Raw genomic sequence first — 21102 nt, 5'->3', positions numbered from 1 at the left:
ATTAGGCACCTGCCTTTCTGGCCATAACAATAACCTTGTGTGGTTCAATTCCCAGAGCCACCTGAGTAGCTCTAAACAACTGTGCCTTAACCCGAGGATTATCTGCTCCATCTGCCACAACCAGTACCCCTGCCACTGTGGGGGCAATTTCTCTGCTCATGACGGGAGTTTCCTCACCACCACGGGTCACCAATACCAATTGACCTGTATCGGTATCTTCCGTAAGGGTTCTGGTGCCACCGGACTGGTCCTTTTCCTGGGTGGTTTTCTTACCGGTGGATGTATTGATGGCATATTCTGTCAGGGTCGAATTTTCCAGCCGAATGGTTACCTTTACTTCCCCGGCACCATTCACTTGTTCCAGCATTTCACATAGCTTTTGGGCCAGAAAATCCTCTTCCGAGGCCATCGCTGTATTTACCCTTTGGTTTTCCTTGGCCTTTACTTCGACCTTGTCTGGGGTTGAGGGAAGTGATTGGACTTGTTTTTCCTGCCCTAAACTACCCATAACCAATAGTCCTATGCCAATGACAGCACCTACAATCATCATTTTGACCTTTTTAAGTTGTTCTTTTTTGGGCCCCTCCTCTTCTCCATCGCCAACGAGTTTTTTCCACCAGCTCATCGAACAACCTCCTTTTTGGGTATTTCACAAATCCTTTATTCTTTTCGCTCCACAACCCTAACTTGCTCCAGGGGAATATTATAAAAATTTGCTACATTCCGTGCCACTTGCTGGGCTTCCTTATTATTGATTGGTGAAGTATCCTGGTTGTCTGGCAAGCCTCCAACGGCTATATCCACCGTCTCTATTTTTGTTATTTGCCGATCATCCGCTGGTTCCTTGGCAATCTCCAGTACCACACCGGTTAATCTGCCATAATTGGGGTCCTGGGGATCATCCGTTGTCGTAACCTTAACCCCAGCTATATTTACATTGCTTTGAAGCCTGGCTAAAGCCAGCACCTGTTTCTCAATGCCCTGCTGATATTCTTTCATGGCTTCCTGTTTTTGCAGCCCGGCCAACCTTTGTCCATCATGAATAAGGCTCTCCAGTGGCGGTTCCTGGGTTCTGGCGGTTAGGGCCGGTAAATCAAATTTAAAATCCTGGTGGATTAAATTGGCCCCAGCCTCTAGAACAACCACAATAACCACCAAACCCATGACCATCTTCACATAACCCTGCATTTGGCTGTTAGGAAGCAGCATTTCCAGAAATAAAGCCATAACGATGAGGATGACCAGAACCTGTACCAGTTCTTTAATGCTTTCCAAAAACACCAACCCCTCTTTAACGTAACATGGTCATTAAATCACCCATGCCCACAACGATCGTTATAGCAAAGAAAAACAATAAGCCAACGGTGGCCACAGCTGCAAAAATACCTAGCAAGCTTTTTCCCAGACTCGTCAAACAATCCGCCATTTGTTTATCCCCCACTGGCTGAATCAAAGCCCCTGCTAACTTATAGACAAAGGCCACAGCAAAAATTTTGAGCATTGGCAGGATGGTTAGGATAAAAATGATCACAACTCCCACAATACCCACGGCATTTTTGATTAATAGGGACGAACCAATCACCGCATCCAGAGCGTCGGAGAACATCCCCCCCACCACCGGGATAAAGGCATCAGTGGCAAATTTCGCAGTCCGTATGGCAACACCATCCGTAACGGAACCAGCTACACCTTTAATGGAAAAAACACCAAGAAATATGGTTGTACACAAACCTAACACACTCATGGCTACTGTTTTTAGCAGATCTGCTAACCGGGACACTTGAAACTTTTCTGAAAGGTTGCTTAGGATGTTTAAGACCGCGGAGAAAAAAATCAAGGGAAAAACGATAACTTTTATGACTGTACCAATGGTGGTTATGGACCCAAAAATAATCGGATGAAAGATCGCCGTGGAGGCCACTCCCCCCATGGCAACCAAGAGGGTTAATAAAAGGGGCATTAATGCCTGCATAAAAAGAACCATGTTGTCAATGGCTTCCATGCCAATATTAACGGCCAGGGTAAAGGAGCCAATGGCCAGTGAAACAAGGGCCAGATAACTAACCGAGTAGGCTAATTTACCCGTGGTTCCCTTTTCAAAGGCGGACATTAAATTTTGTAAGACCGCACAAATAACCGCCAAGACCACCAGCTTGCCCAACAAGGAGGCGTTGGCTACTACTTCCTTAAAGAAAAACTTAAAGAGACCCGTAAATATATCCGAAACCTGCCAATCTAAGTCCCCTTTTATTACTTGGGTCACCAGTTCTTTAAAATTAAGCGTGGGAACAGCTCCCTCAATTTCTGAGTTAAGATGTTCCATAAACTCTTCCAGTTTGTTCATTTCCAGCTCAGCCAGTTGCCCCCCGGTGCTTAAACTTGGTTGTTCAGGTGCCGCCTGCACTGGTACCGGAGCCAGGAGCAAACATATCAATATCCAGGTATAAATGATCTTTTTGGGCAACCTTCTCCCCACCTTAAGGCACCAATTTTATTAGGGATTGCAGCACCGCCACAATAATAGGTACTGCCATCACCAGCACAATAATCTTGGCTGCAAATTCTATTTTAGAAGCCAGAGTACTTTCCCCGGCATCCCGGCAAATCTGGGAACCAAAATCCGCGATGTAGGCTATTCCTACAATTTTTAAAATGGTACCCATGTAAGCCATGCTTACATTGGCTTGGCTTGCGAGATCCCGTAGAACATTAAATACTGCTGCGATTTGCGGCATCATGATAAAAAATATGATAATGCCTGCTGTCATGGTCAATAATGTAGCCATGGGTGGCTTCTGCTGGCGCAGGATGATAGCGAGAATGCAAACAACTAAACCCAGCCCAACAATTTGTAATATATCCATAGCCCTGACCCCTTTTCTCTAAAACAACTTAAAGACCGATTTTACTTGATCAAACAAGCCCCCCAGAAGTTGCACCACCCAAAAAAGGACTACGGTTAAGCCCCCTAAAGTTGCCAAAACAGCGTAGTCGTCCTTTTTGTACTCTTTCAAAAGTGTTGTCAACACGGCTGTCAACAGACCAACCCCGGCAATTTTAAAAATCAGATCAATATTGCCCATCCATCCTATCCCCTCTCTTAAATAAGGATTAGTACAACTGTCAGTCCCCCTAGGAATCCCAAATAGTTATAGACCTTGGCGTTTTTTTGGGAAGCATCTTCGGCTTTAGCATGTTCTAATTTTAATTGTTCTTTGGCCAGTACGAGATGCTTTACTTGGTCCTCCCGATCGGATACACCCAGACTGGTCCCCAATTCCATTAAAATGGCTCGGTCTGTTTTATTTAAAGCCGACTTCGGATAATACTCACCTAAGGCAATTTCCCAGGCTTCTCTGGCTGTGGCTCCCCTCATACTCATTAGTTCCGCACTGGCCCGGCTAAACAGCAGGGCTACCCTTTGGTCACAACGTGACGCAACACTGGCCAGGGCATCTGGCAGGGGCGTCGCCCCATAGGAAATCTCTGTTTCCAGGATTTGCAGGCCATTCAACAGTGATCGTATCTCGCCGGGCCTACGGCTATAGCTGCTGGCTACGGTCATGCCGATCAAGGTACAAAACACCACTACCACCATGGCACCAATTATTTTTAACACCTTTTCACCCCCAACGACCTCATGGTCCGGCCGTCAATGATGTCTTCTATCGTTCCTACTCCCCTTGACCTACTTAGTAAAACAAACCTTTGAATGGCTTTAATTTTAAAGAGGTATTGTAAGGCTGGACGATCGGCTAATTCCTCCAGAGAAGAACCGTGAACGGTGGTAAGTACCTTTACTCCGGCATTAAGAACCTCTTCCAGTGCCGCCACATCTTCCTGCCGTCCAATCTCATCGGTGGCAATGATTGCTGGTCCCATGGAGCGAAGCAGCATCATCATGCCAGCAGCCTTAGGACAAGCGTCTAAAACATCTGTTCTTGGTCCAATATCCCGCTGGGGGATACCCCTAAAGCAACCGGCAATTTCCGAACGCTCGTCCACCACACCAACGGTTACACCGGAAAAACCTAACTCTGGAATACCCTCACTGAGTCTTCGAATTAAATCCCTTAGCATCGTGGTTTTGCCACAGCGAGGTGCCGATACCAATACCGTGTGATAAAACCGCCCCTCCGGGGAAATAAGATAGGGTAAAAGATTATCCGCAGCCCCCAATACCGCCCTGGAAATACGAAAATTAAAACCGGAAATATATTTGATGTTTTTTATACCACCTTGATCCGTCAGGACTTTCCCTGTGATACCCACCCGATGCCCACCGGGCAGGGTAATAAAACCATTCCTTAGTTCTTCCTCCAGCGCATAAAGGGAACTTCTGCTGACCAGTTGAGTTGCTCTTTCTACATCCTGCTGATTAACAACATAGGCCTCAGCCAGCGAACCAGTTACTGTGCCCCTCTCGCTGACAAAACAGTCCCCCTGGGCCAACCCCAGCAGCAAAGGCCGTCCCTGCCTAAGCCGAATCTCCTCCACCTCTTCTTTAATGGACGGAGGAAGCTCAGCCAATAATTGACGCAGGTTGGGGGGAAGTAAATTAAGCACTTCATCCAAGGGTAGTTTATTGGTATCAAGAACTTGTAATTGCCTCAAAACAGACATAGTTTGTCCCCTCCCTATCCTATACATATTGTGGAAACAACCATTTTATGCCAAAAAAAAGAGTGCCAGTTGGCACTCTTTTTAGCCGTCAGCCCTCAGCCTTCAGCTTTTAGCTGTTTAGTTTTAGTTCTTATTCGAAGGTGCCAGGCAACAATCAACACCCACTAATAACCAGTAATATACACCACATCTCCCTCTGCTTTCACCTGATAGCCAAGATCCTCGACAATTAAGCGGAGGGGCACCAGGATTTGGCCGTTTTTCGCAAAGGCTGGTACATCTAGTATTTTATCCTTACCGTTAACCGTGTATTTTATTTCCCCCAGCCTGAGCATGACATAGTTATTTTCCTTGGCCAGGTACAGTTCGTGATCATTGATCATATTTAACTTGCACCCCAATGCCTCGGCAAGGTTTTTCAGAGGCACCATGGTGCGACCTTCCTTAATAACTGGTTTTACCTCAGCATGAAGGGGTTTGCCATTGATCACCACATGCACTGACTTTTCCAGACCGGGAAGCAGCTTTGCTTGCACAGTCTCTTCTTCTTCATTGGTTAACTGTTCTAAATTAAAGCTATTTTCCGGTGTTAATACTGGTACCGAAGTCTCAACATTCTTATCAACCTTGGCTTGGGAGAGGATGTCCAGTCCCAGATTCAACATTTTCATGGAGCCCTGGTCAACACGAATGGTCAAGGCCGTATTTGATGTGGCATTGGTTTTGGTTTGGTCATAATCCCCTACCAGCTTAAGGCTAAAACGAATGTTTTGCTCCTTTACCACGCCACTAATCTCCATATTCATGTCGCCTGTAACTTTATCCCCATTTTTTACTTGATCAACTTTAAAATCCATTTCACCGAGGGACTCAGAGGTGGTTGGATTTTTGATACCCATATTTAATGAGAAACTTCCGGGGCCATTTTTACCCCTGGGTACGACATAGGTCAAGTTTCTAAACTCCAGGCCCGCTTCAGCCATTGATTTGACGATATCATCAGCACTGGTAACTTTATTATTATCTTCTTTAAGACCCGCCAGGATTTCTGACCTTAGCTCATCATCGCTCTGGTTGGGATCCAGGGTTGTGATGTACTTTGCCATCAGGTCGGCAAAACGTTCCGGCTCTTTTTGAACTTTTTCCATGATGCCTGCTAAACAAGCGGCAAACTGTTGTTGGTTTATGGAAATCTTTAACTCGCTGCCGTTACTGCTAATCGTGTTGTTTGGTATGGCTTCTAAAAAGAATGTAAGCAATTCGTTTTGTAGTGGCAGTATCCGGTTTATTTGGGAACCAAGCCACGGGCTGCTCCACATCTGAGCAAATTCCGGTTGATCCACATAAAGATATTGGGGCATTGTATTTAAGTCCGGTATCTTTGTGGCAGGGCTGATCTCCTTGATCATGACCAGAAAATCTTTGGTAAAGATAATTCTTGATCCATCAAGATAAAGGTCACCCTGGTAGGTTTTCCCTTGATAATTCATTTTCCACTGCATGCCCATCTGTCCAGCAGGTGCATTTAAATTATAGTCAAAGGATATCTTAGCACCCTGCATATTGGCTAACTGAGGTACCATCAGCAATGCCCCGCCAGTTAGTTCATTTAATTTGTATTCCGAAAAACCGGTGGCAGTGGATGATAGGTCCATATTCATTTCGCTGATACTGGTATTGATCTTCTCCAATAAAGCCCTCTTATCCCCGGACAACTCCCCGGCCCCCGCCGGCAGGATAAAAGAAAAACAAACCATCAGGGATAGCAACAAAATAAGATACTTTTTCATTTTAACCTCCTTTGTAATATAAAATGATTCTTCTTCTAATTTAAATTTTCTTGATCCCTTTGCAAAAACCCTTTTAATCGGACCAAAAAGAGGACTATAATCCCAATTTAGCTATGCACCGTTCGCTTTTGGCTAATGGCGCATAACTAAATTGGGCCTGTGCAAATTGCACAGGCCCTCACGTTTTCTTATAAATCGTCCAGATCAAAGATCCAGCCTTCCATGCCGGCTTCCATAAATTTCACATTATTAAATCCTGCACCCTCCAGGATACGGGCACCTTCGTAGGCCCGGGACCCCATGACGCATACGGTAACAATTTCCTTATCCCTTGGTACTTGATCCAGTTTATCTCGGAGTTCACTCAAGGTAAGTTGTTGGGTACGTTTGTCCTTAATATTGCGCATATTGAACTGATGAGGTGGACGAACATCCAGCAGGACAAAGTCTTCATCCTTCTCTATTTTAGCTTGCACTTCTTCCGGGGTATAGGTCTTAGCAATGCCATCCAACTTATTCTTTAGTGCATTACCCGCATGAACCATGGGATCAATGGGTGTATTATAAGGAGGCGCATAGCCAAGGTCTAAGTTTAACAGATCGTCCAGGGTTCCACCGTAATTGATCATGGTGGCTGCTACGTCCGCCCTCTTAGCCACTTCACCTTTACCAATACCCTGCATACCTAACACCCTTTGGCTGCCTTTTTCGGCAATCATCTTAATGATGATCTTATTGCTTGCGGGGTGATAGTGCGTCATATCAAAGGTAGACACTGTGATGGTTTCAATATCATAGCCCAGGGCTTTGGCTTGGACTTCACCCAAACCGGTGCGAGCCACGTTCATATCCATGCAGTGCAGTACGCCCGTTCCCAGGATACCTTTGAAGGTCGATTTGCCACCAAGTACATTGTCACCTACCACACGTCCCTGACGGTTGGCATAGGTAGCCATGGGAGCAAAGGCCTTTTTGCCGGTTATTATATTGGTGTTTTCGGCACAGTCACCCAAGGCATAAACATCTGGGTCACTGGTTTGCAAATATTCATTGACGGCAATTGCTCCGGTTTCACCAATGGTGAGCCCAGCCTCTTGGGCTAATTTAACATTGGGGCGTACACCCACAGCTAAAATAACTGCATCGGCATCAATGGCTCCTTTATCGGTGATTACCTTGGTTACCCGACCGTCTTCACCCTCTAACTTAAGCACCTTTTCACCAAAGCGTCCTTCTAAACCTTGTTCATATAAACTCTTATACAGCAGTTTGCCCATATCGGGATCAAGGATGCCAGGTAATAAAGTTTCTTTGAACTCTACCATGGTTACAGCACGTCTGGGGCTGAAAATGGCATCCAGGGCTTCCATTCCTATAAACCCGGTACCAATAATCACCACATCGTTCACTTCACCGGCATCCAGGGCTTTTTTAATGGCTTCCGCATCCGTGAGGTGGTTTAGACGATAGACACCTGCTAAATCAAGGTTTTCAATGGGAGGTGTAATGGGATTGGAACCTGTCCCCAACACTAATTTATCATACTCAAAAACCTTTTCTTCGCCGGTTGCCACATCTTTAGCCACAACCTTCTTGTTGGCACGGTCAATGGAAATGGCTTCTGTGCCGGTAAATACATCTACACCACGTTCCGATTTAAAGAACTCTGGGTCACGTTTTACACCATAGGAGGTAGAATACAGTTCTTCAAATTGATGAATTTTGCCAGAGAGATAAAAAGGCATGCCGCAGCCGGCATAGGATATGTACTGACCCTTTTCCAGGATTGTTATTTGAGCTTCGGGATCTAACCTACGAACGCGGGCTGCTGTTTTGGGGCCAGCGGCCACACCACCAATAATCAGTATTTTTTTGCTAGCCAAGTATCGCTCCCCCATTTCTACATTATTTAAACAATATTATTATAACTCTAATTCTAGAGAAGATTCAATAGCTCTGCTTAGTTCCTTTAGCCACCAGCCCTTAGCCCTCCGCTTTTTAATTGGCCATAGCCCACGGCCAGTATCGTCTCCTGGCCTAAGACATGCCAATAACTAAAGGCGGATAATAAAAACCGGGACAAATAACCTGTCCCACACTGTCCCAATGGCTTAGAAAAGCTTGGCTCACGCCAGCCTATAGCGTGAGCCTTAGCTTTTCTTATGCTATCATCCTTAAAATCGTATACTTTCTGATAGTATAAAAAAAACAGGGTCTGCGACCCTGTCCTGCTTGTTGCGTGATTATAAATTTCTGCCGCCCTCTTTGTTTTCCAGTGAATCCGCTTCATCGTCATTTACAAAAACCACTTCATCACAATTGGGGCAGGTAACTTCTATAACGTCATCGTCCTCCAGTATATCTGACTCAAACATCACGGTTTCACCACAGCCGGGGCATTCGACCTCTACATAGTCTTCCCCTTCGCATTCGCAGCCACCCAGATCTTCCTCTAAGGTATAAAGGTCTTCATCAATGGTTTCCACGTAATCTTCCAGTTGTTCCTGGGCTTCCTCTAGACCTTCTAATTCTTCGGCTACATCCTGTAAAACACTAATAATTCCATTTAGTAAGCGCCCTTCCTTGTTTTCCACTGGCAGATCCATTCCGTCGGCCAAGCCCTGCAGGTACGCTACCTTTGATTTTAAACTATCCATGCAAAAACCCCCTTTACATTGGTACCGTAGTAACTCTACAGTATTATTCCTCAAGCAAGGGGGTTTTAAACATATTAGGATATTATACCCGTTTTACATAGTTACCCGTACGGGTATCTACTTGCAGCACATCTCCCACGTTGACAAAGAAGGGAACGTTGATTACTGCACCGGTTTCCAGAGTGGCAGGCTTGCCACCACCGGAAGCTGTGTCCCCTTTAATGCCAGGGGCAGTTTCTACCACTTCCAATTCAACCGTATTGGGAAGATCAACAGCAATAATACTTCCATTGTAGCTGGCAATGTTAAGGGTCATATTTTCTTTTAGCCACTTGATGGCATCTCCCATATCTCCCTTGGAAACCGTAAACTGATCATAGGTTTCCATATTCATCATGTTGTAGCTTTCACCATCATTGTACAGGTACTGCACTTCCTGACGCTCAATTCTAGCCGGCGTCAGTTTTTCGTTGGGGTTAAAGGTTCTTTCAATCACTGCCCCGGTACGCATGTTTCTCATTTTGGTACGTACAAAAGCAGCCCCTTTACCGGGTTTAACGTGCTGGAACTCTACAATTTGACAAACATCATTGTCAATTTCGACCGTTAAGCCGGTCCTAAAATCACTGGTAGAAATCAACGTAATCACCCTCCTAAAACTAAATTTACAGACTAATCAACTCATTTTTAGGTGAAGAAGTGAGTATCTCACACCCATTTTCAGTTACTAACACACTATCCTCTATACGCACCCCGCCCCATTGAGGCAGGTAAATGCCTGGTTCAATCGTAACAACCATACCCGGCTGCAACATCGTTTCATCCTTTGTGTTCAATCTGGGATTTTCGTGAATGGCAATGCCCACACCGTGACCGGTACCATGGCCAAAAAATTCCCCATACCCATGACTTGTGATCACCTTACGAGCCGCAGCATCCACTTCCTTCGCGGGAATGCCTGCCTTTACCGCTGCCAATCCAGCCATTTGAGCTTCCAAAACGATATGATATATTTCTAGCTGCTTAGAATCGGGTTGCCCCAATACCACTGTACGGGTCATATCCGAATTATAACCTTGATATAGGGCACCGAAATCCATGGTTAAAAAATCACCCATTTGTAATTGACGCTGGCTGGCAACACCATGGGGCAATGCGGATCTTGGACCAGAGGCCATGATGGTATCAAAGGCAGTCCCCGAAGCTCCCAGTTGGCGCATAAAAAATTCCAGTTCCAGGGTTAATGCTAACTCTGAAATACCAGGCCGGATGTATTGTAAAATGTGAGAAAAGGCTTTATCGCCAATTTCCATGGCTTGACGAATGACCTTTATTTCCGTTTCATCCTTGATCAGCCGCAGTTCTTCCACCAATCCCTCACAGGGAACGAGTTCAATGTCCGACAGATGATGCTTGAGTTCCTGATATTTCTTATAAGATAGATCCTCCGCCTCAAAGGCTAGTTTCTCACCTTTATAATTTCTCAATCTTTCAGAAAGTAATCCAAAGGGTGATATTTGCTCAACCTTAACCACATTGAAATGAGGGCTTTGTATTTTAACTTGTTCGATGTATCGAAAATCAGTAAAAAAATCAGCCGTCGCTTGGCCAATTAGCAAAACCCCAGTGGTACCGGTAAAACCACTGAGGTAATAACGATTTTCCGGTTTGGTAATAAACAAATGGGAAATTCCCTTTTCAGACATTTTCTGACGTAGTCTGACTAGACGTTGTATCATTTTTTAACCTCCTGGATTGCGCAAGGGATACGGCTGCCCGAAGACCAAGCAAATAGCTGTCCAAACCCAAACCACTGATTTGACCGGCAGCCACTTCAGCAATCACCGATTTTCGGCGAAATTCTTCCCGGGCATGTATGTTCGATAAATGCACCTCAATCACAGGAATGTCAAGGGAAGCTACGGCATCCCGCAGCGCTATGCTATAATGCGTGAATGCTCCTGGATTAAACACCACAGCATCCATCCTTGCAGATGCTGCCTGGATCTTATCAATTAAGTCCCCTTCGTGGTTGGATTGATAGGTTTCTACCACTGCTGCCAGTTCCTTGGCCAACCCGAGGATTTGAGTATTTATTTGATCCAAGGTGATAAAACCATAGACCTTTGGTTCCCTTTTACCCAATTGATTTAAATTGGGTCCATGCAATACAAGAATATTCATATTTTCATTCTCCCCACATTACCGACACACATTTTACCATATTACATATACCCTTGCAAAGATAGTAACAAAATAAAAAAGTTTGTATTTCTTAATATAGAAATAAAAGAATGGGCACCGGAAAGTGCCCATGGGGAATTAGCTGCCGCTAAGGGACATTGAGGCAACACGCAGGCTCGGTGCCCCTTTGCCACCAAAAAACTCAAGATCATTACCCACAGCATCCACTGAACCTAGCAGTTCCATAATATTCCCTGCAATGGCTACCCCTCTCACAGGCCTGGTCAACTGACCATTTTCGATCCAGATTCCTGAGGCACCCAGCGAAAAATCACCGGAAATGGGATTTGCCGTGTGCATCCCCATAACCTCGGTTACGTATAAGCCGTTATTAACCTCTTTAATCATTTGCTCCGCACTAACTTGGCCCGGACGAATAAAGAAGTTGGTGGTTCCTACCTCCGGTGTGCCCTTAAAGGAACCCCGGATGCCATTACCGGTGGATTGAATGCCCTCCTTGGCTGCGGTATAGGTATTATGTAAAAATCCCTTTAATTGTCCCTGTTCAATTAAAATCGTCTCTGAGGTAGGTACTCCTTCACCATCAAAGGGAGCAGAGGCGATCCCCCCTTTACGTCTGCCATCATCCACCACCGTAATCAATTTGTTGGCCACTTCTTGGCCTACTTTGCCACCAAAAAGAGACCGGCCCTTTTGCACTGCTTCACCGGATAAAGCCGGAGCCAATAATCCTAAAAAATTGGTGGCAATGTAGGGGTCTAAAACAACCGCCGCCCGCTGGGATTTTACCGGCTTGGCCCCCAGCATGCGTACAGCCCGTGCCGCCGCAGTTTTACCTATGAATACTGGGTCCAGATCTGAGTATTTCAAACCATATGTCATGGCGAAACCAGTCTGGCTATCCTCACCCTCGCCTGCCACCAGCGACAAATAAATACCACAGTAGGCCCCTTGATAATGGGCCTGCAGCCCCAGGGAATTTACAATGCTTACTTCCATTTCGCCATCCTGATAGGAGGAGCTTTCAATAATCTTAATCCGGCTGTCTTGTTGCTTGGCGACATTCTCCATCTCCACCGCCATTTTTATTTTTTCCTCCACCGAAGCAGCATGAATGGCAGGATCATAAATATCCAATGTCGGATATTGTTCATTTATTTGTGGTAGAGTATAGTAGGTATCCGGCTCCGTATTGGCACCATTGGCCAGGGCCTGCTGAACAACTTGGTCCAAACCTAAAGTACCAAAGTCCGTTGTAAAGGCAAAGCCCACCCGACCATCTGTAATAACCCGGATACCCAAGCCACGATCTTCTGCCAATTTCATCGTCTCTACTTCAGCATTCCGGGTTTCAATGGATAACTCCTTGCCACTCAGCAGGAAAGCCTCCGCCATTGTTGCACCACCTGCCGTTGCCCTTTGGACAGCATTTTGTGCGATGGTAATATATTTATCACTCAAGGAAAATACCCAGCTCCTTTCTCTCAACATAAGTATTGTTACCGTAGAACTTTAAATTATTAGAATCCATTTTATAAACACCGCATAACTATGCGAAGTGCTTTGGTTAACAACTGGAAATGATTACCCCGTGGATAAGTTGTTCTATGAGACAGATGTGAATATTTTAAAGTTTCCAGTAAAAAAGTTACCCAGTGTTAATTATACCCAAAAAAACAAGTAACTGTGTACAATATGTTACTTTGCAGGAAAAAAAATACTCTTTATTGAATAAGAACGTGACTTACCCTTCGCTAGATAACGTGGGCACTGTTATTGTTAAGAAAGGAGAAAAAAATGGGAAGTGGAATTGGAGGACTTATCGCTAACTTATTAACCTATCCTGTTCTTCTGGTAAGTATATCAATTGCGATATTTTCCGCTATTCTACTTCTCATTAAAGGCAAGCAGTTGAATAAAAAGAATAAAATACTTGTTATTGTGCTGCTAATAATTGCCTTGTCTGTTATTTTGTTTCTAGTAATTATGGCAATAGCCTTTGGCAGTGCACACCCGCCAGCTTCTCCTGTACGGATAAGGTAAAAGCTTGATAAATATAATCTTACACGAACAAGGTTGATATACGTTTTATCATTGTTTTAGATTCCTTATCTATCATTAATGACAGTAAGAATACCGTCATGCAAGGCTTTAGCCGTCTGCTGATTAAAATCTTTATCCATGAGCATCTCCCTGTCTGACGCATTGGTCATATAAGCCACGTTTACAATTAAAGCCGGTATTTTCAGATTGCTGTATTTTATGCTTTCAGGCATAGCTCTAACGCCTGCATCCTGTGTCTTAAGTCCATTAAGAACTGCCTCCTGAATCAACAATGCTGCCTTTTGTCCATTGAGCGTACCGTCTTCATCCCCCGAAGTATTATAAAATGTCAAGGTACCTTTATCTGCCCGATCAGGACTATTGTTAAAATGTATACTTACAAATAAAGAGGCATTTAAATCATCCGCTAATGCCATCCTGCTTTCCAATTTAGTCATTTGATCTCCTTGGCGGGTTAATTCTGCTTTTACCCCGGATTCTTTAAGCATGTCCCGTAACAGAAGTGCGATTGCAAGATTCAAATCTTTCTCGTTCATACTGGTTTTATCTTCGTTATAGACAGCCCCCCTGTCTTCCCCTCCATGACCGGGATCAATTAGAACGGTTTTTCCTTCAATAGGAATCAGTTTATGTGCTTGCTCTTGCGCCAGCTTCTGTTCAACCGCCCCATTCGGGACTGTAACATTTTGCTTTCCAATCGTTAATCCATTTTCATCCTTTGAATTTGAGTACGCCCCCAGTGCTATTGCCAGGGAGCCTAGTAAAACGATTATTACAGTGGATAAAACGATGGTTCTTTTGGATTTTACTCGATCTGACATGATATTACCCAACCTTTCTTTTAAATCCTTTTTCCCCTCATTTAGCGTCATGGAGAAAACATTCCCTTTGTATGCAGTATCTAAGGATACGACACTAAGAATGGTATTGCAGTATGCCGCTCTTTTTGAAATATCGAATCCCCGAGACACTGCTTCGTCACAGGACAACTCACACAATCTATTTATCTGTCGATTCATCCGATACATTAGGGGATTGAACCAGTGGATGCATACCGTAAGTTGTAAAATCCATTTGTACCAGATGTCAAGACGTTTGAGGTGGATCAGCTCATGCCTAAAAACATAATTTAGTTCATCAAATGTCAACTGATTTTCCGGTATAATAACTACCGGTTTAAATAATCCAATGAGCATAGGAGTTTTTAATATCCTGTTTTGGTAAAGGGGAATTTTTCTTTTTATGCCAAGTTCATTTTTCACCTTATTGAACAAATCGAATAAATTTTTGTCGATTGTAGTCGTTGAGCCTGCTTGTACGTGATCCATAAAACGTTTGTATTGAAAGACCCTGAGACTAAAAAGGAAAAGTGCGCCAACGGCCCATAAAATCCATATATTTCCTAGGTAATCATAAAAACTTTCTTTGGTTTGATGAGCGATCGGTGCTTCCGGTTGGTTATGAACCTTTCGTTGGTCTTTTGGGTATGGTTTTATTTCTGTAGCATGCATAACAGATGCCGCATCCTGCCGTTGCTCAGTTAAGGCAATTTTATCCCGGTTAACCGACTCAATCTTATCAAACAGGTTTCCCACCATACTGATATCCGGGGAAAAAGGAATGAGCATTCGCAGAATAACGATCAGCCAAATATAATACTGCCAGGTTTTAGATAAATATTTCTTTGTCAACGGTCTCATGGCAAAAAGAATAAAAGCTATAACTGAACCGGATAAGGAAAGCGACAAAACCAGCTTGAAAAAATCATTCATGTCGCTCACCTTCCGATTTTATAAATGCCTTAAGTTCCTCAATATCTTCCTGGGTAAGATCGTAATTTTGAACCAGAGAAGTCACCAGATTTTTTACGCTGCCTCCATACAAGTTCTTAATAAAGTTTTTGGTCTGCCTATCTAAATATTCTACTTCGGATATGGCTGGCAAATAGCAGTATACATCCAACTTTTCTTGTATAACTGCGTTTTTTTCATAGAGCCTTTTAATAAGAGTCCGAACAGTTGAACGGTCCCATCCCATCCGATCCTTGAGCTGCTGATAGATATAATTAGTAGATAAGGGCTTATCTGCGCCCCATAATATTTTCATCACCTCAAGCTCTGCTTCTGAAATTTTATGCGTTTTATTCATAAGAAACCTCCCCGCGTTACAATCGTCACCAATAATAGTATGTTACACCCGTCACCAGTTATTGTCAATCGTTTACAACCTTTTCGTTCGTCCAAATACTCCGATAAAAAACGAAACCGCCCCATTGGGCGGCATTTCTAGTGCACAAAATTCTGGGTCAAGGCAAAGAGTTTTCTAGCCGAGACCGGATTAAGTTCCTGTACGGAAGCCTCTACAATCAGATTGGGGTCCAACAGGGCCAGAATGGCTACCTTTTCACCTGTCCTCTGATTGGTATAAAAGCCTAAAACACAAAATTGCATATCCTCGCCGTAAATCTTTCTTGTTACAATGTCACCAATTTTCACCACCCACTACCCCCTAGCTATAGAAAAGGTCAATAAAATACCTGCCATTATTCTTACATTAACATATGACTTCGGGTAGGAAGGTGTGTCTGGACACTTTTTTCACTTTTGGCTGACATTCGATTATATTTAAAAAAAGCCTAGGTACCAGGCAAAAATTTTCTCCCCCCAAAAGGCTGCTATAATTGCCCCAAGGGCCAAAAAGGGCCCAAAGGGAACCGCATCCTTGCGCCCTTTGATACCAGTAGCCAATAATAAAATACCCAGCAAACCACCTAATAAAAAGGAAAGAAACAGGGCCAGGGCCACGTACTTTAACCCCAGATAAAGCCCCATCACAGCTGCCAACTTAATATCACCGCCACCCATACCACCCTTGGAAGCAATGGCAATCAAAAGTAATACGAGACCAGCAGCAAGGAACCCAATCGCACCCCATTTTAATTGATCCATTGATTGCAAGAAAACCATGGGTACTCCCAGCAATCCCCCAACCAACAAAACACCATCCGGGATAATTTGGTGGTATAAATCAATAACCGTGGTGACCACCAACATAGAAAAAAACGTAAGCATAGCCAGGGCCTCCCAGGATATACCCCAGGTAAACACCGTGGCCAAAAAGAGTAAACCAGTGGCCAACTCAACGAACGGATACTGCCAGGATACTTGCACACCACAGTAACGACATTTACCCCTTAAAAGAACATAGCTAAGCACAGGGACTAAATCCCTCGGCCTTAGGCGATTGCCGCAGGCAAAACAGTGGGAGGGCGTGGTAACCACCGTTTCCCCCAAGGGAATCCGGTAAATGCAAACATTTAAAAAGCTGCCCACCACCAACCCAGTAATAAAAATAACACTGTAAAATACAATCACTTTGTTTCCTCCATCAAAGACTACCCTGCAATTAAAGACATGGGGGTCCATTCGGTATTTATTTCTTCTTGGGTTTATAAAAACCCTGTAGACTTCTATCTGAATGGAACCGTTTTTTTGTATAATATATGAAATACTGTTAATTACCTGTACCTTTGCGTCAAGGAGGAATAGAAAATAATGTTTAGAAAAACCATGAGCGGGTTTCTCGTGCTGTTAACTTCCTTATTATTAATCGCCTTTCCTTCCGTTCAAGCCTGGGGGGCAGGTCTAACAATTGAATTTGAAAAGGAGCAAGGCGGTAAAGAGGTTGACCGAGGCATCAGAGCCATCCACACTGCGGACGGCGGTTATCTTGTGTTGGCCGAGACCATGTCGTCCTATCTGCAGGGGCATGGCAAAAACGACGCCTTACTAATTAAATTTGATGACAAAGGCCTGGTTAAATGGCAGAAAACCTACGGTGGGGGCGACGACGACCGGGTCTTCTCCGTAAAACAAACCAAAGACGGTGGATTTATCATGACCGGCGTTAGCCAATCCTTTACCTGGGATTTGGACAAAAACCTTTACCTCGTAAAAACCGATAACTTGGGCCAGCAAAAATGGTACAAAATCTATGGGGGCAAAGGTGATGACAGCGGCAGGTGGGCAGAGGAAACCTCCGATGGCGGTTTTATCGTTGTGGGGGAAACAAACTCTTCCGGTGCCGGGGACAAAGATATTTACCTCATTAAAACCAATGACCAGGGTAAACTGCAATGGGAGCAAACCCTTGGTGGTAAAAAATATGAATCCGGGGTCCAGGTATTCGAAACCAAGGATGGCGGCTACATCCTGGCTGGCCAGACCAATTCCACAAAAACAGGTGATTTTGACATCTACTTGGCTAAGGTTGATCCCAAAGGAAAAAAACAGTGGGACAAAACCCTTGGTGGCAGCGGCTTAGACAGTGTAAATTATTTGCAGCAGACATCCGATGGCGGCTACATCCTGGCCGGGGAAACATCTAGCTTTAACACCACTGGTTCGGATGCTTATCTGCTAAAGACCGATCAGCTAGGCAATCTTCAGTGGGAAAAAACCTTCCCCGGTAACGGCTGGGCAGTGGCTAAATCCGTGCAGCAAGACCAGGAGGGCTCCTTCCTGCTAGCTGGCTGGACCACCGCCAAGGATGGAAAAGGTTTTGATCTTTACCTGGTTAAAACCGACCAAACCGGCAATAAATTATGGGACAAAACCCTGGCCGGAAGTAAATTTGACCAGAGTTTCTCTATCCAACAGAACAACAACAGCATTTTAATCACCGGCTGGTTCACCGAAAAACTTAAGTGGACTAAAAACCACAATAACGATGTGCAGATTTATTTTATGAAGCTTAATCTCGAATAAGGTAATCGCATCCGGCTTGCATTAGGGCAGTTTAATTTTGCAAAATGCCAGCCGGACCCCGTTTTTTGATATATAATATTGAACAAATTAAATATAAAATGACAAAAAACAAGTCCGGAAAGTCATTTTCCGGAAAAGAACAGACAAAAAATATTATTGAGGAGGGTTACGGTGAATAAAAAAATTCATGCCATGTATTTTAGTCCCACTGGTACAACCAGTAAAGTGGTTTCTGGCCTAGCAAAGAAGCTTTCAGAGAATATGCCGGGGACAACTGTCCTTAATCGTATCAATTTTACATTGCCGGGAGTAAGAAAAGAACAATTCTCTTTTTCACAAGAGGATGTTGTCATTATGGGAGTACCGGTCTATGCCGGAAGGGTGCCCAATGTCTTGCTAAATTTTTTAAATACCCTTCAAGGCAATGGTGCGTTAGCCATTGCAGTCGTTGTCTATGGAAACAGAAATTATGACGATGCCTTAATCGAGCTAAGGGATATTCTTGAGTCATGCGGTTTTAAAGTTTTTGCGGGGGGAGCATTTATAGGGGAACACTCATTCTCTAAAACCCTTGCCCAGAACAGACCGGATGACAAAGATATGGCCATCGTAAGTGATTTTGCTGATCAAATATTTAATAAATTAACGACTCAAGATACTTGGCAAACGGTAGTTGTAAAAGGAAATAAACCTTATAGAGCCTATTATAAGCCTAAAAACAAAGAAGATATCCCTGTGGACATTCGGAAAGTCACACCAAAAACCAATAGCGATTGCATCGATTGCAAGCTTTGCGTCGAGGTCTGTCCCATGGGATCGATTGATGATGAAGATGTCTCAAAATTAAATGGCATTTGTATTAAATGTGGTGCCTGTATTAAAAATTGCCCAACAGAAGCGAAGTTTTATGATGACCCCGATTATTTAAGACACAAATATGAATTAGAAGTTGACTTTGCCAGCAGAAGAGAGCCAGAATTCTTTTTATAAAAACAGCTTAACCTAGAATAAGGCAACCTTTAATAACCATCTGCAATGTAAAATCATAACACCCAGCTTTGTGACCATAATAAGCTTTAGTGCTGACGGGAGCCAGGAAATTCGATGGTATACTCTGTAAAGAAAAAGGCAAGCGGAACTGACGAAGCAAAATGCACCTACCATGGTAAATACCGGTTCGTTTGAAAACAACCAGGACAATAATGGGTTCCCTTCCTTAATAACACCCAGACTTATGCCATAGTGGGTTAATAATAGATCCAGCAATGTCAGCAAGCATATAAACATTAACATTTTCAATGCACTACCCCGTATTTTTATAGGGTAGTATAACCAATCTTAGGGGTCAGGCTTACATAGTCTGACCCCTAAGATTGGTTATACGAAACAAAGTACTGCATCTTAGAAATTAAATCTGTGTTACAATTAAATTAAAAAATATTTTCTTCCGTTTAACCTAACAGATTTTCTTTCTAGGGAGGTTTTTATGCAGCGGCTAAAGGGTATTGTTATTCCACTCATGATTCTTTTGCTATGGCTTATTGGTTCAGCCACAGAATCGATCAACCAATATATTATTCCTCCTCCCTCTAGAATCTGGCAAACCTTCCTTTACCTTTCCGCCAGCGGCGTATTGCTTGATCATATCGCCATTAGCCTGTACAGGGTCTTTGCAGGTTTTCTTTTAACTGTCATGTTTGCCTTCCCATTGGCTGTTTTAGTTGGGATGAACCAAAGATTGGCACCTTTTATCGATCCTGTGCTGGATTTTCTGGGGCATATTCCGCCCATTTCCTGCATCCCGATTCTCATTCTCTGGTTTGGCATTGATGAAGCTTCCAAGCTGGCAGTTATTATCTTGGCTACCTTTTTCCCAGTCTTTCTAAACACCGCCAATGGTATCTTAGGCTGCAGCAAGCAACTGCTGGAGGTAGGCGATGTGTTTGGCTTTAATACCTGGGACAAGTTTTCACGCATTATTATGCCTGCAGCCCTCCCCTCCATCATTGTGGGATTCCGACTGGGGTTAGGCTACAGCTGGCGATCACTGATTGGTGCAGAACTGATTGCAGCCTCCTCAGGCATTGGCTATATGATCATCGAAGCGGAACAGCTTTCTCGGCCAGATATTATTATTGTGGGCATTCTTACCATCGGCTTGTTCGGCTATATGATTGATTTCTGTTTCTTTAAACTAACGAATTACCTACTCCCCTGGAATGGAAAGAGGGAATTATATGGCAGGAGTTAACATCGAAGATCTTAGCAAAACATACCTCATTCATGATCAAGAGGTACAGGCCCTCTCAACTATTAATTTAACGATCCAGGACGGTAGTTTTGTCGCACTGGTGGGGAAGAGTGGTTCTGGTAAAACCACTTTGCTGAGACTTCTCTGCGGCTTAGAACAGATGACGAAGGGCCGAATTTCATTTCTTTCACCAGAAAAGCCAACGGCCACAGGAAAAGAAAGAATCAGTATTGTCTTTCAGGAACCCAGGCTGATGCCCTGGTTAACCGTGCAAGAAAATATGGCCCTCCCTTTAATTAAGGAAAAGAACCGCCAGCAGGTAAGCCAAACGGTTGCCCACTTTTTAGATTTGCTGGGTTTGAAAAAGTTTAAAGATGCTTATCCCTCACAGATCTCCGGCGGCATGGCCCAGAGGGTTGCTCTGGGTAGAACCCTTTGCTACGACCCTGACGTCATTCTGATGGACGAGCCGCTGGGGGCTCTGGACGCCTTTACCAGAAAGAATTTACAAACCGAATTGATTGATATTTTTCTATTACAGAAAAAGACCATTATTTTTGTTACACATGATGTGGATGAGGCCGTCTTTCTTAGCCAACGGGTGGTGATTTTTGATGGAGGAAAGATAATGGAGGATGTTCCAGTGCCACTGGACTATCCTCGGGACCCACTGGCGAAGGATTTTTTCCAGATTAGAGAACAGATTTTGCGCACAATTACCGGAAAATAAAGGAAATAAGGTGAAG

Annotated in this window: 24 protein-coding genes; 5 read left to right on the top strand and 19 right to left on the bottom strand. The window is 43.9% G+C overall.

Going from position 1 to position 21102, the window contains the following annotated elements:
- Position 1 precedes the first annotated feature (1 nt).
- From V6C11_RS11505 to V6C11_RS11440, 14 genes are all read right to left on the bottom strand, one after another.
- Positions 2–625, bottom strand: a complete 624-nt coding sequence (locus tag V6C11_RS11505) for a hypothetical protein (RefSeq protein WP_333531305.1) — start codon at positions 623–625, stop codon at positions 2–4.
- Positions 626–660: 35 nt separating this feature from the next.
- A complete protein-coding gene (gene spoIIIAF / locus V6C11_RS11500) occupies positions 661–1281 on the bottom strand; it encodes a stage III sporulation protein AF (RefSeq protein ID WP_333531304.1) in 621 nt (206 codons plus the stop codon).
- 10 nt (positions 1282–1291) lie between these two features.
- A complete protein-coding gene (gene spoIIIAE, locus V6C11_RS11495; RefSeq protein WP_333531303.1) occupies positions 1292–2464 on the bottom strand; it encodes a stage III sporulation protein AE in 1173 nt (390 codons plus the stop codon).
- 13 nt (positions 2465–2477) lie between these two features.
- Complete coding sequence (gene spoIIIAD / locus V6C11_RS11490; RefSeq protein WP_333531302.1) at positions 2478–2864, bottom strand: stage III sporulation protein AD; 387 nt, start codon at positions 2862–2864, stop codon at positions 2478–2480.
- Positions 2865–2882: 18 nt separating this feature from the next.
- Positions 2883–3083, bottom strand: a complete 201-nt coding sequence (gene spoIIIAC / locus V6C11_RS11485; protein ID WP_011877419.1) for a stage III sporulation protein AC — start codon at positions 3081–3083, stop codon at positions 2883–2885.
- A gap of 17 nt (positions 3084–3100) precedes the next feature.
- Complete coding sequence (spoIIIAB, locus tag V6C11_RS11480; RefSeq protein WP_333531301.1) at positions 3101–3619, bottom strand: stage III sporulation protein SpoIIIAB; 519 nt, start codon at positions 3617–3619, stop codon at positions 3101–3103.
- The gene (gene spoIIIAA, locus V6C11_RS11475; RefSeq protein WP_333531300.1) at positions 3613–4623 is read right to left on the bottom strand and encodes a stage III sporulation protein AA; all 1011 of its coding nucleotides are present in this window, start codon (positions 4621–4623) and stop codon (positions 3613–3615) included. The genes spoIIIAB and spoIIIAA overlap by 7 nt, the downstream gene beginning before the upstream one ends.
- A gap of 164 nt (positions 4624–4787) precedes the next feature.
- Entirely contained in the window at positions 4788–6413 is a 1626-nt protein-coding gene (locus V6C11_RS11470; protein ID WP_333531299.1) for a stalk domain-containing protein, read from the bottom strand.
- A 188-nt stretch (positions 6414–6601) separates the two neighbouring features.
- On the bottom strand, positions 6602–8311 hold the full coding sequence (locus tag V6C11_RS11465; protein WP_442886067.1) for an FAD-dependent oxidoreductase: 1710 nt from the start codon (positions 8309–8311) through the stop codon (positions 6602–6604).
- Positions 8312–8656: 345 nt separating this feature from the next.
- Entirely contained in the window at positions 8657–9070 is a 414-nt protein-coding gene (locus tag V6C11_RS11460; protein ID WP_333531297.1) for a CD1247 N-terminal domain-containing protein, read from the bottom strand.
- An 82-nt stretch (positions 9071–9152) separates the two neighbouring features.
- Entirely contained in the window at positions 9153–9710 is a 558-nt protein-coding gene (efp, locus tag V6C11_RS11455) for an elongation factor P (protein ID WP_333531296.1), read from the bottom strand.
- Positions 9711–9735: 25 nt separating this feature from the next.
- Positions 9736–10809 carry a M24 family metallopeptidase gene (locus V6C11_RS11450; RefSeq protein ID WP_333531295.1) on the bottom strand — a complete coding sequence of 358 codons (1074 nt, stop codon included), beginning with the start codon at positions 10807–10809 and terminating at the stop codon, positions 9736–9738.
- Positions 10769–11254, bottom strand: coding sequence for a type II 3-dehydroquinate dehydratase (aroQ, locus tag V6C11_RS11445; protein ID WP_333531294.1), 486 nt, complete (start codon positions 11252–11254; stop codon positions 10769–10771). The genes V6C11_RS11450 and aroQ overlap by 41 nt, the downstream gene beginning before the upstream one ends.
- Positions 11255–11392: 138 nt before the next feature.
- A complete protein-coding gene (locus V6C11_RS11440) occupies positions 11393–12766 on the bottom strand; it encodes a TldD/PmbA family protein (protein ID WP_333531293.1) in 1374 nt (457 codons plus the stop codon).
- Positions 12767–13072: 306 nt separating this feature from the next.
- On the opposite strand from V6C11_RS11440, the gene V6C11_RS11435 reads away from it, so the two are divergent.
- Positions 13073–13318 carry a hypothetical protein gene (locus V6C11_RS11435; protein WP_333531292.1) on the top strand — a complete coding sequence of 82 codons (246 nt, stop codon included), beginning with the start codon at positions 13073–13075 and terminating at the stop codon, positions 13316–13318.
- A 65-nt stretch (positions 13319–13383) separates the two neighbouring features.
- Here V6C11_RS11435 and V6C11_RS11430 read toward each other — a convergent pair whose 3' ends face one another.
- The 4 genes from V6C11_RS11430 to V6C11_RS11415 form a co-directional block, all read right to left on the bottom strand.
- Positions 13384–15111 carry a M56 family metallopeptidase gene (locus V6C11_RS11430; RefSeq protein WP_333531291.1) on the bottom strand — a complete coding sequence of 576 codons (1728 nt, stop codon included), beginning with the start codon at positions 15109–15111 and terminating at the stop codon, positions 13384–13386.
- Complete coding sequence (locus tag V6C11_RS11425) at positions 15104–15487, bottom strand: BlaI/MecI/CopY family transcriptional regulator (RefSeq protein ID WP_333531290.1); 384 nt, start codon at positions 15485–15487, stop codon at positions 15104–15106. Before V6C11_RS11425 ends, V6C11_RS11430 begins: the two co-directional genes overlap by 8 nt.
- 137 nt (positions 15488–15624) lie before the next feature.
- Positions 15625–15837 (bottom strand): sporulation peptidase YabG, encoded by a 213-nt coding sequence (locus V6C11_RS11420; RefSeq protein WP_011877409.1) that lies wholly within the window; start codon positions 15835–15837, stop codon positions 15625–15627.
- A gap of 126 nt (positions 15838–15963) precedes the next feature.
- Positions 15964–16713: a prepilin peptidase gene (locus V6C11_RS11415; protein WP_333531289.1), complete on the bottom strand. Its 750-nt coding sequence runs from the start codon at positions 16711–16713 to the stop codon at positions 15964–15966.
- 180 nt (positions 16714–16893) lie between these two features.
- On the opposite strand from V6C11_RS11415, the gene V6C11_RS11410 reads away from it, so the two are divergent.
- Together V6C11_RS11410 and V6C11_RS11405 are read left to right on the top strand one after the other, a co-directional pair.
- Positions 16894–18105, top strand: a complete 1212-nt coding sequence (locus V6C11_RS11410; protein WP_333531288.1) for a hypothetical protein — start codon at positions 16894–16896, stop codon at positions 18103–18105.
- A 171-nt stretch (positions 18106–18276) separates the two neighbouring features.
- On the top strand, positions 18277–19095 hold the full coding sequence (locus V6C11_RS11405) for an EFR1 family ferrodoxin (protein ID WP_333531287.1): 819 nt from the start codon (positions 18277–18279) through the stop codon (positions 19093–19095).
- A 12-nt stretch (positions 19096–19107) separates the two neighbouring features.
- On the opposite strand, the gene V6C11_RS18720 is transcribed toward V6C11_RS11405, so the two are convergent.
- Positions 19108–19392: a DUF5658 family protein gene (locus V6C11_RS18720; RefSeq protein ID WP_442886068.1), complete on the bottom strand. Its 285-nt coding sequence runs from the start codon at positions 19390–19392 to the stop codon at positions 19108–19110.
- 199 nt (positions 19393–19591) lie between these two features.
- Here V6C11_RS18720 and V6C11_RS11400 point away from each other — a divergent pair, with 199 nt between their 5' ends.
- Complete coding sequence (locus V6C11_RS11400; protein WP_333531286.1) at positions 19592–20356, top strand: ABC transporter permease; 765 nt, start codon at positions 19592–19594, stop codon at positions 20354–20356.
- Positions 20343–21086, top strand: a complete 744-nt coding sequence (locus V6C11_RS11395; protein ID WP_333531285.1) for an ABC transporter ATP-binding protein — start codon at positions 20343–20345, stop codon at positions 21084–21086. The genes V6C11_RS11400 and V6C11_RS11395 overlap by 14 nt, the downstream gene beginning before the upstream one ends.
- Positions 21087–21102: the final 16 nt, after the last annotated feature.

The sequence above is a fragment of the Desulfotomaculum sp. 1211_IL3151 genome, assembly GCF_036763075.1.
In the GTDB taxonomy this organism is placed as follows: Bacteria; Bacillota; Desulfotomaculia; order Desulfotomaculales; family Desulfotomaculaceae; genus Desulfotomaculum.
Note: the sequence above shows the minus strand (reverse complement) of the source record. Positions and strands in the feature narration are given on the sequence as shown.

Bases quoted from the DNA above. Each gene is read 5' to 3' on its own strand.
- V6C11_RS11505 (WP_333531305.1), bottom strand. From the start codon at position 625: ATGAGCTGGTGGAAAAAACTCGTTGGCGATGGAGAAGAGGAGGGGCCC.
- spoIIIAD (WP_333531302.1), bottom strand. From the start codon at position 2,864: ATGGATATATTACAAATTGTTGGGCTGGGTTTAGTTGTTTGCATTCTC.
- spoIIIAC (WP_011877419.1), bottom strand. From the start codon at position 3,083: ATGGGCAATATTGATCTGATTTTTAAAATTGCCGGGGTTGGTCTGTTG.
- spoIIIAA (WP_333531300.1), bottom strand. From the start codon at position 4,623: ATGTCTGTTTTGAGGCAATTACAAGTTCTTGATACCAATAAACTACCC.
- V6C11_RS11470 (WP_333531299.1), bottom strand. From the start codon at position 6,413: ATGAAAAAGTATCTTATTTTGTTGCTATCCCTGATGGTTTGTTTTTCT.
- V6C11_RS11465 (WP_442886067.1), bottom strand. From the start codon at position 8,311: ATGGGGGAGCGATACTTGGCTAGCAAAAAAATACTGATTATTGGTGGT.
- V6C11_RS11460 (WP_333531297.1), bottom strand. From the start codon at position 9,070: ATGGATAGTTTAAAATCAAAGGTAGCGTACCTGCAGGGCTTGGCCGAC.
- V6C11_RS11450 (WP_333531295.1), bottom strand. From the start codon at position 10,809: ATGATACAACGTCTAGTCAGACTACGTCAGAAAATGTCTGAAAAGGGA.
- aroQ (WP_333531294.1), bottom strand. From the start codon at position 11,254: ATGAATATTCTTGTATTGCATGGACCCAATTTAAATCAATTGGGTAAA.
- V6C11_RS11440 (WP_333531293.1), bottom strand. From the start codon at position 12,766: ATGTTGAGAGAAAGGAGCTGGGTATTTTCCTTGAGTGATAAATATATT.
- V6C11_RS11435 (WP_333531292.1), top strand. From the start codon at position 13,073: ATGGGAAGTGGAATTGGAGGACTTATCGCTAACTTATTAACCTATCCT.
- V6C11_RS11430 (WP_333531291.1), bottom strand. From the start codon at position 15,111: ATGAATGATTTTTTCAAGCTGGTTTTGTCGCTTTCCTTATCCGGTTCA.
- V6C11_RS11425 (WP_333531290.1), bottom strand. From the start codon at position 15,487: ATGAATAAAACGCATAAAATTTCAGAAGCAGAGCTTGAGGTGATGAAA.
- V6C11_RS11410 (WP_333531288.1), top strand. From the start codon at position 16,894: ATGTTTAGAAAAACCATGAGCGGGTTTCTCGTGCTGTTAACTTCCTTA.
- V6C11_RS18720 (WP_442886068.1), bottom strand. From the start codon at position 19,392: ATGTTTATATGCTTGCTGACATTGCTGGATCTATTATTAACCCACTAT.
- V6C11_RS11400 (WP_333531286.1), top strand. From the start codon at position 19,592: ATGCAGCGGCTAAAGGGTATTGTTATTCCACTCATGATTCTTTTGCTA.
- V6C11_RS11395 (WP_333531285.1), top strand. From the start codon at position 20,343: ATGGCAGGAGTTAACATCGAAGATCTTAGCAAAACATACCTCATTCAT.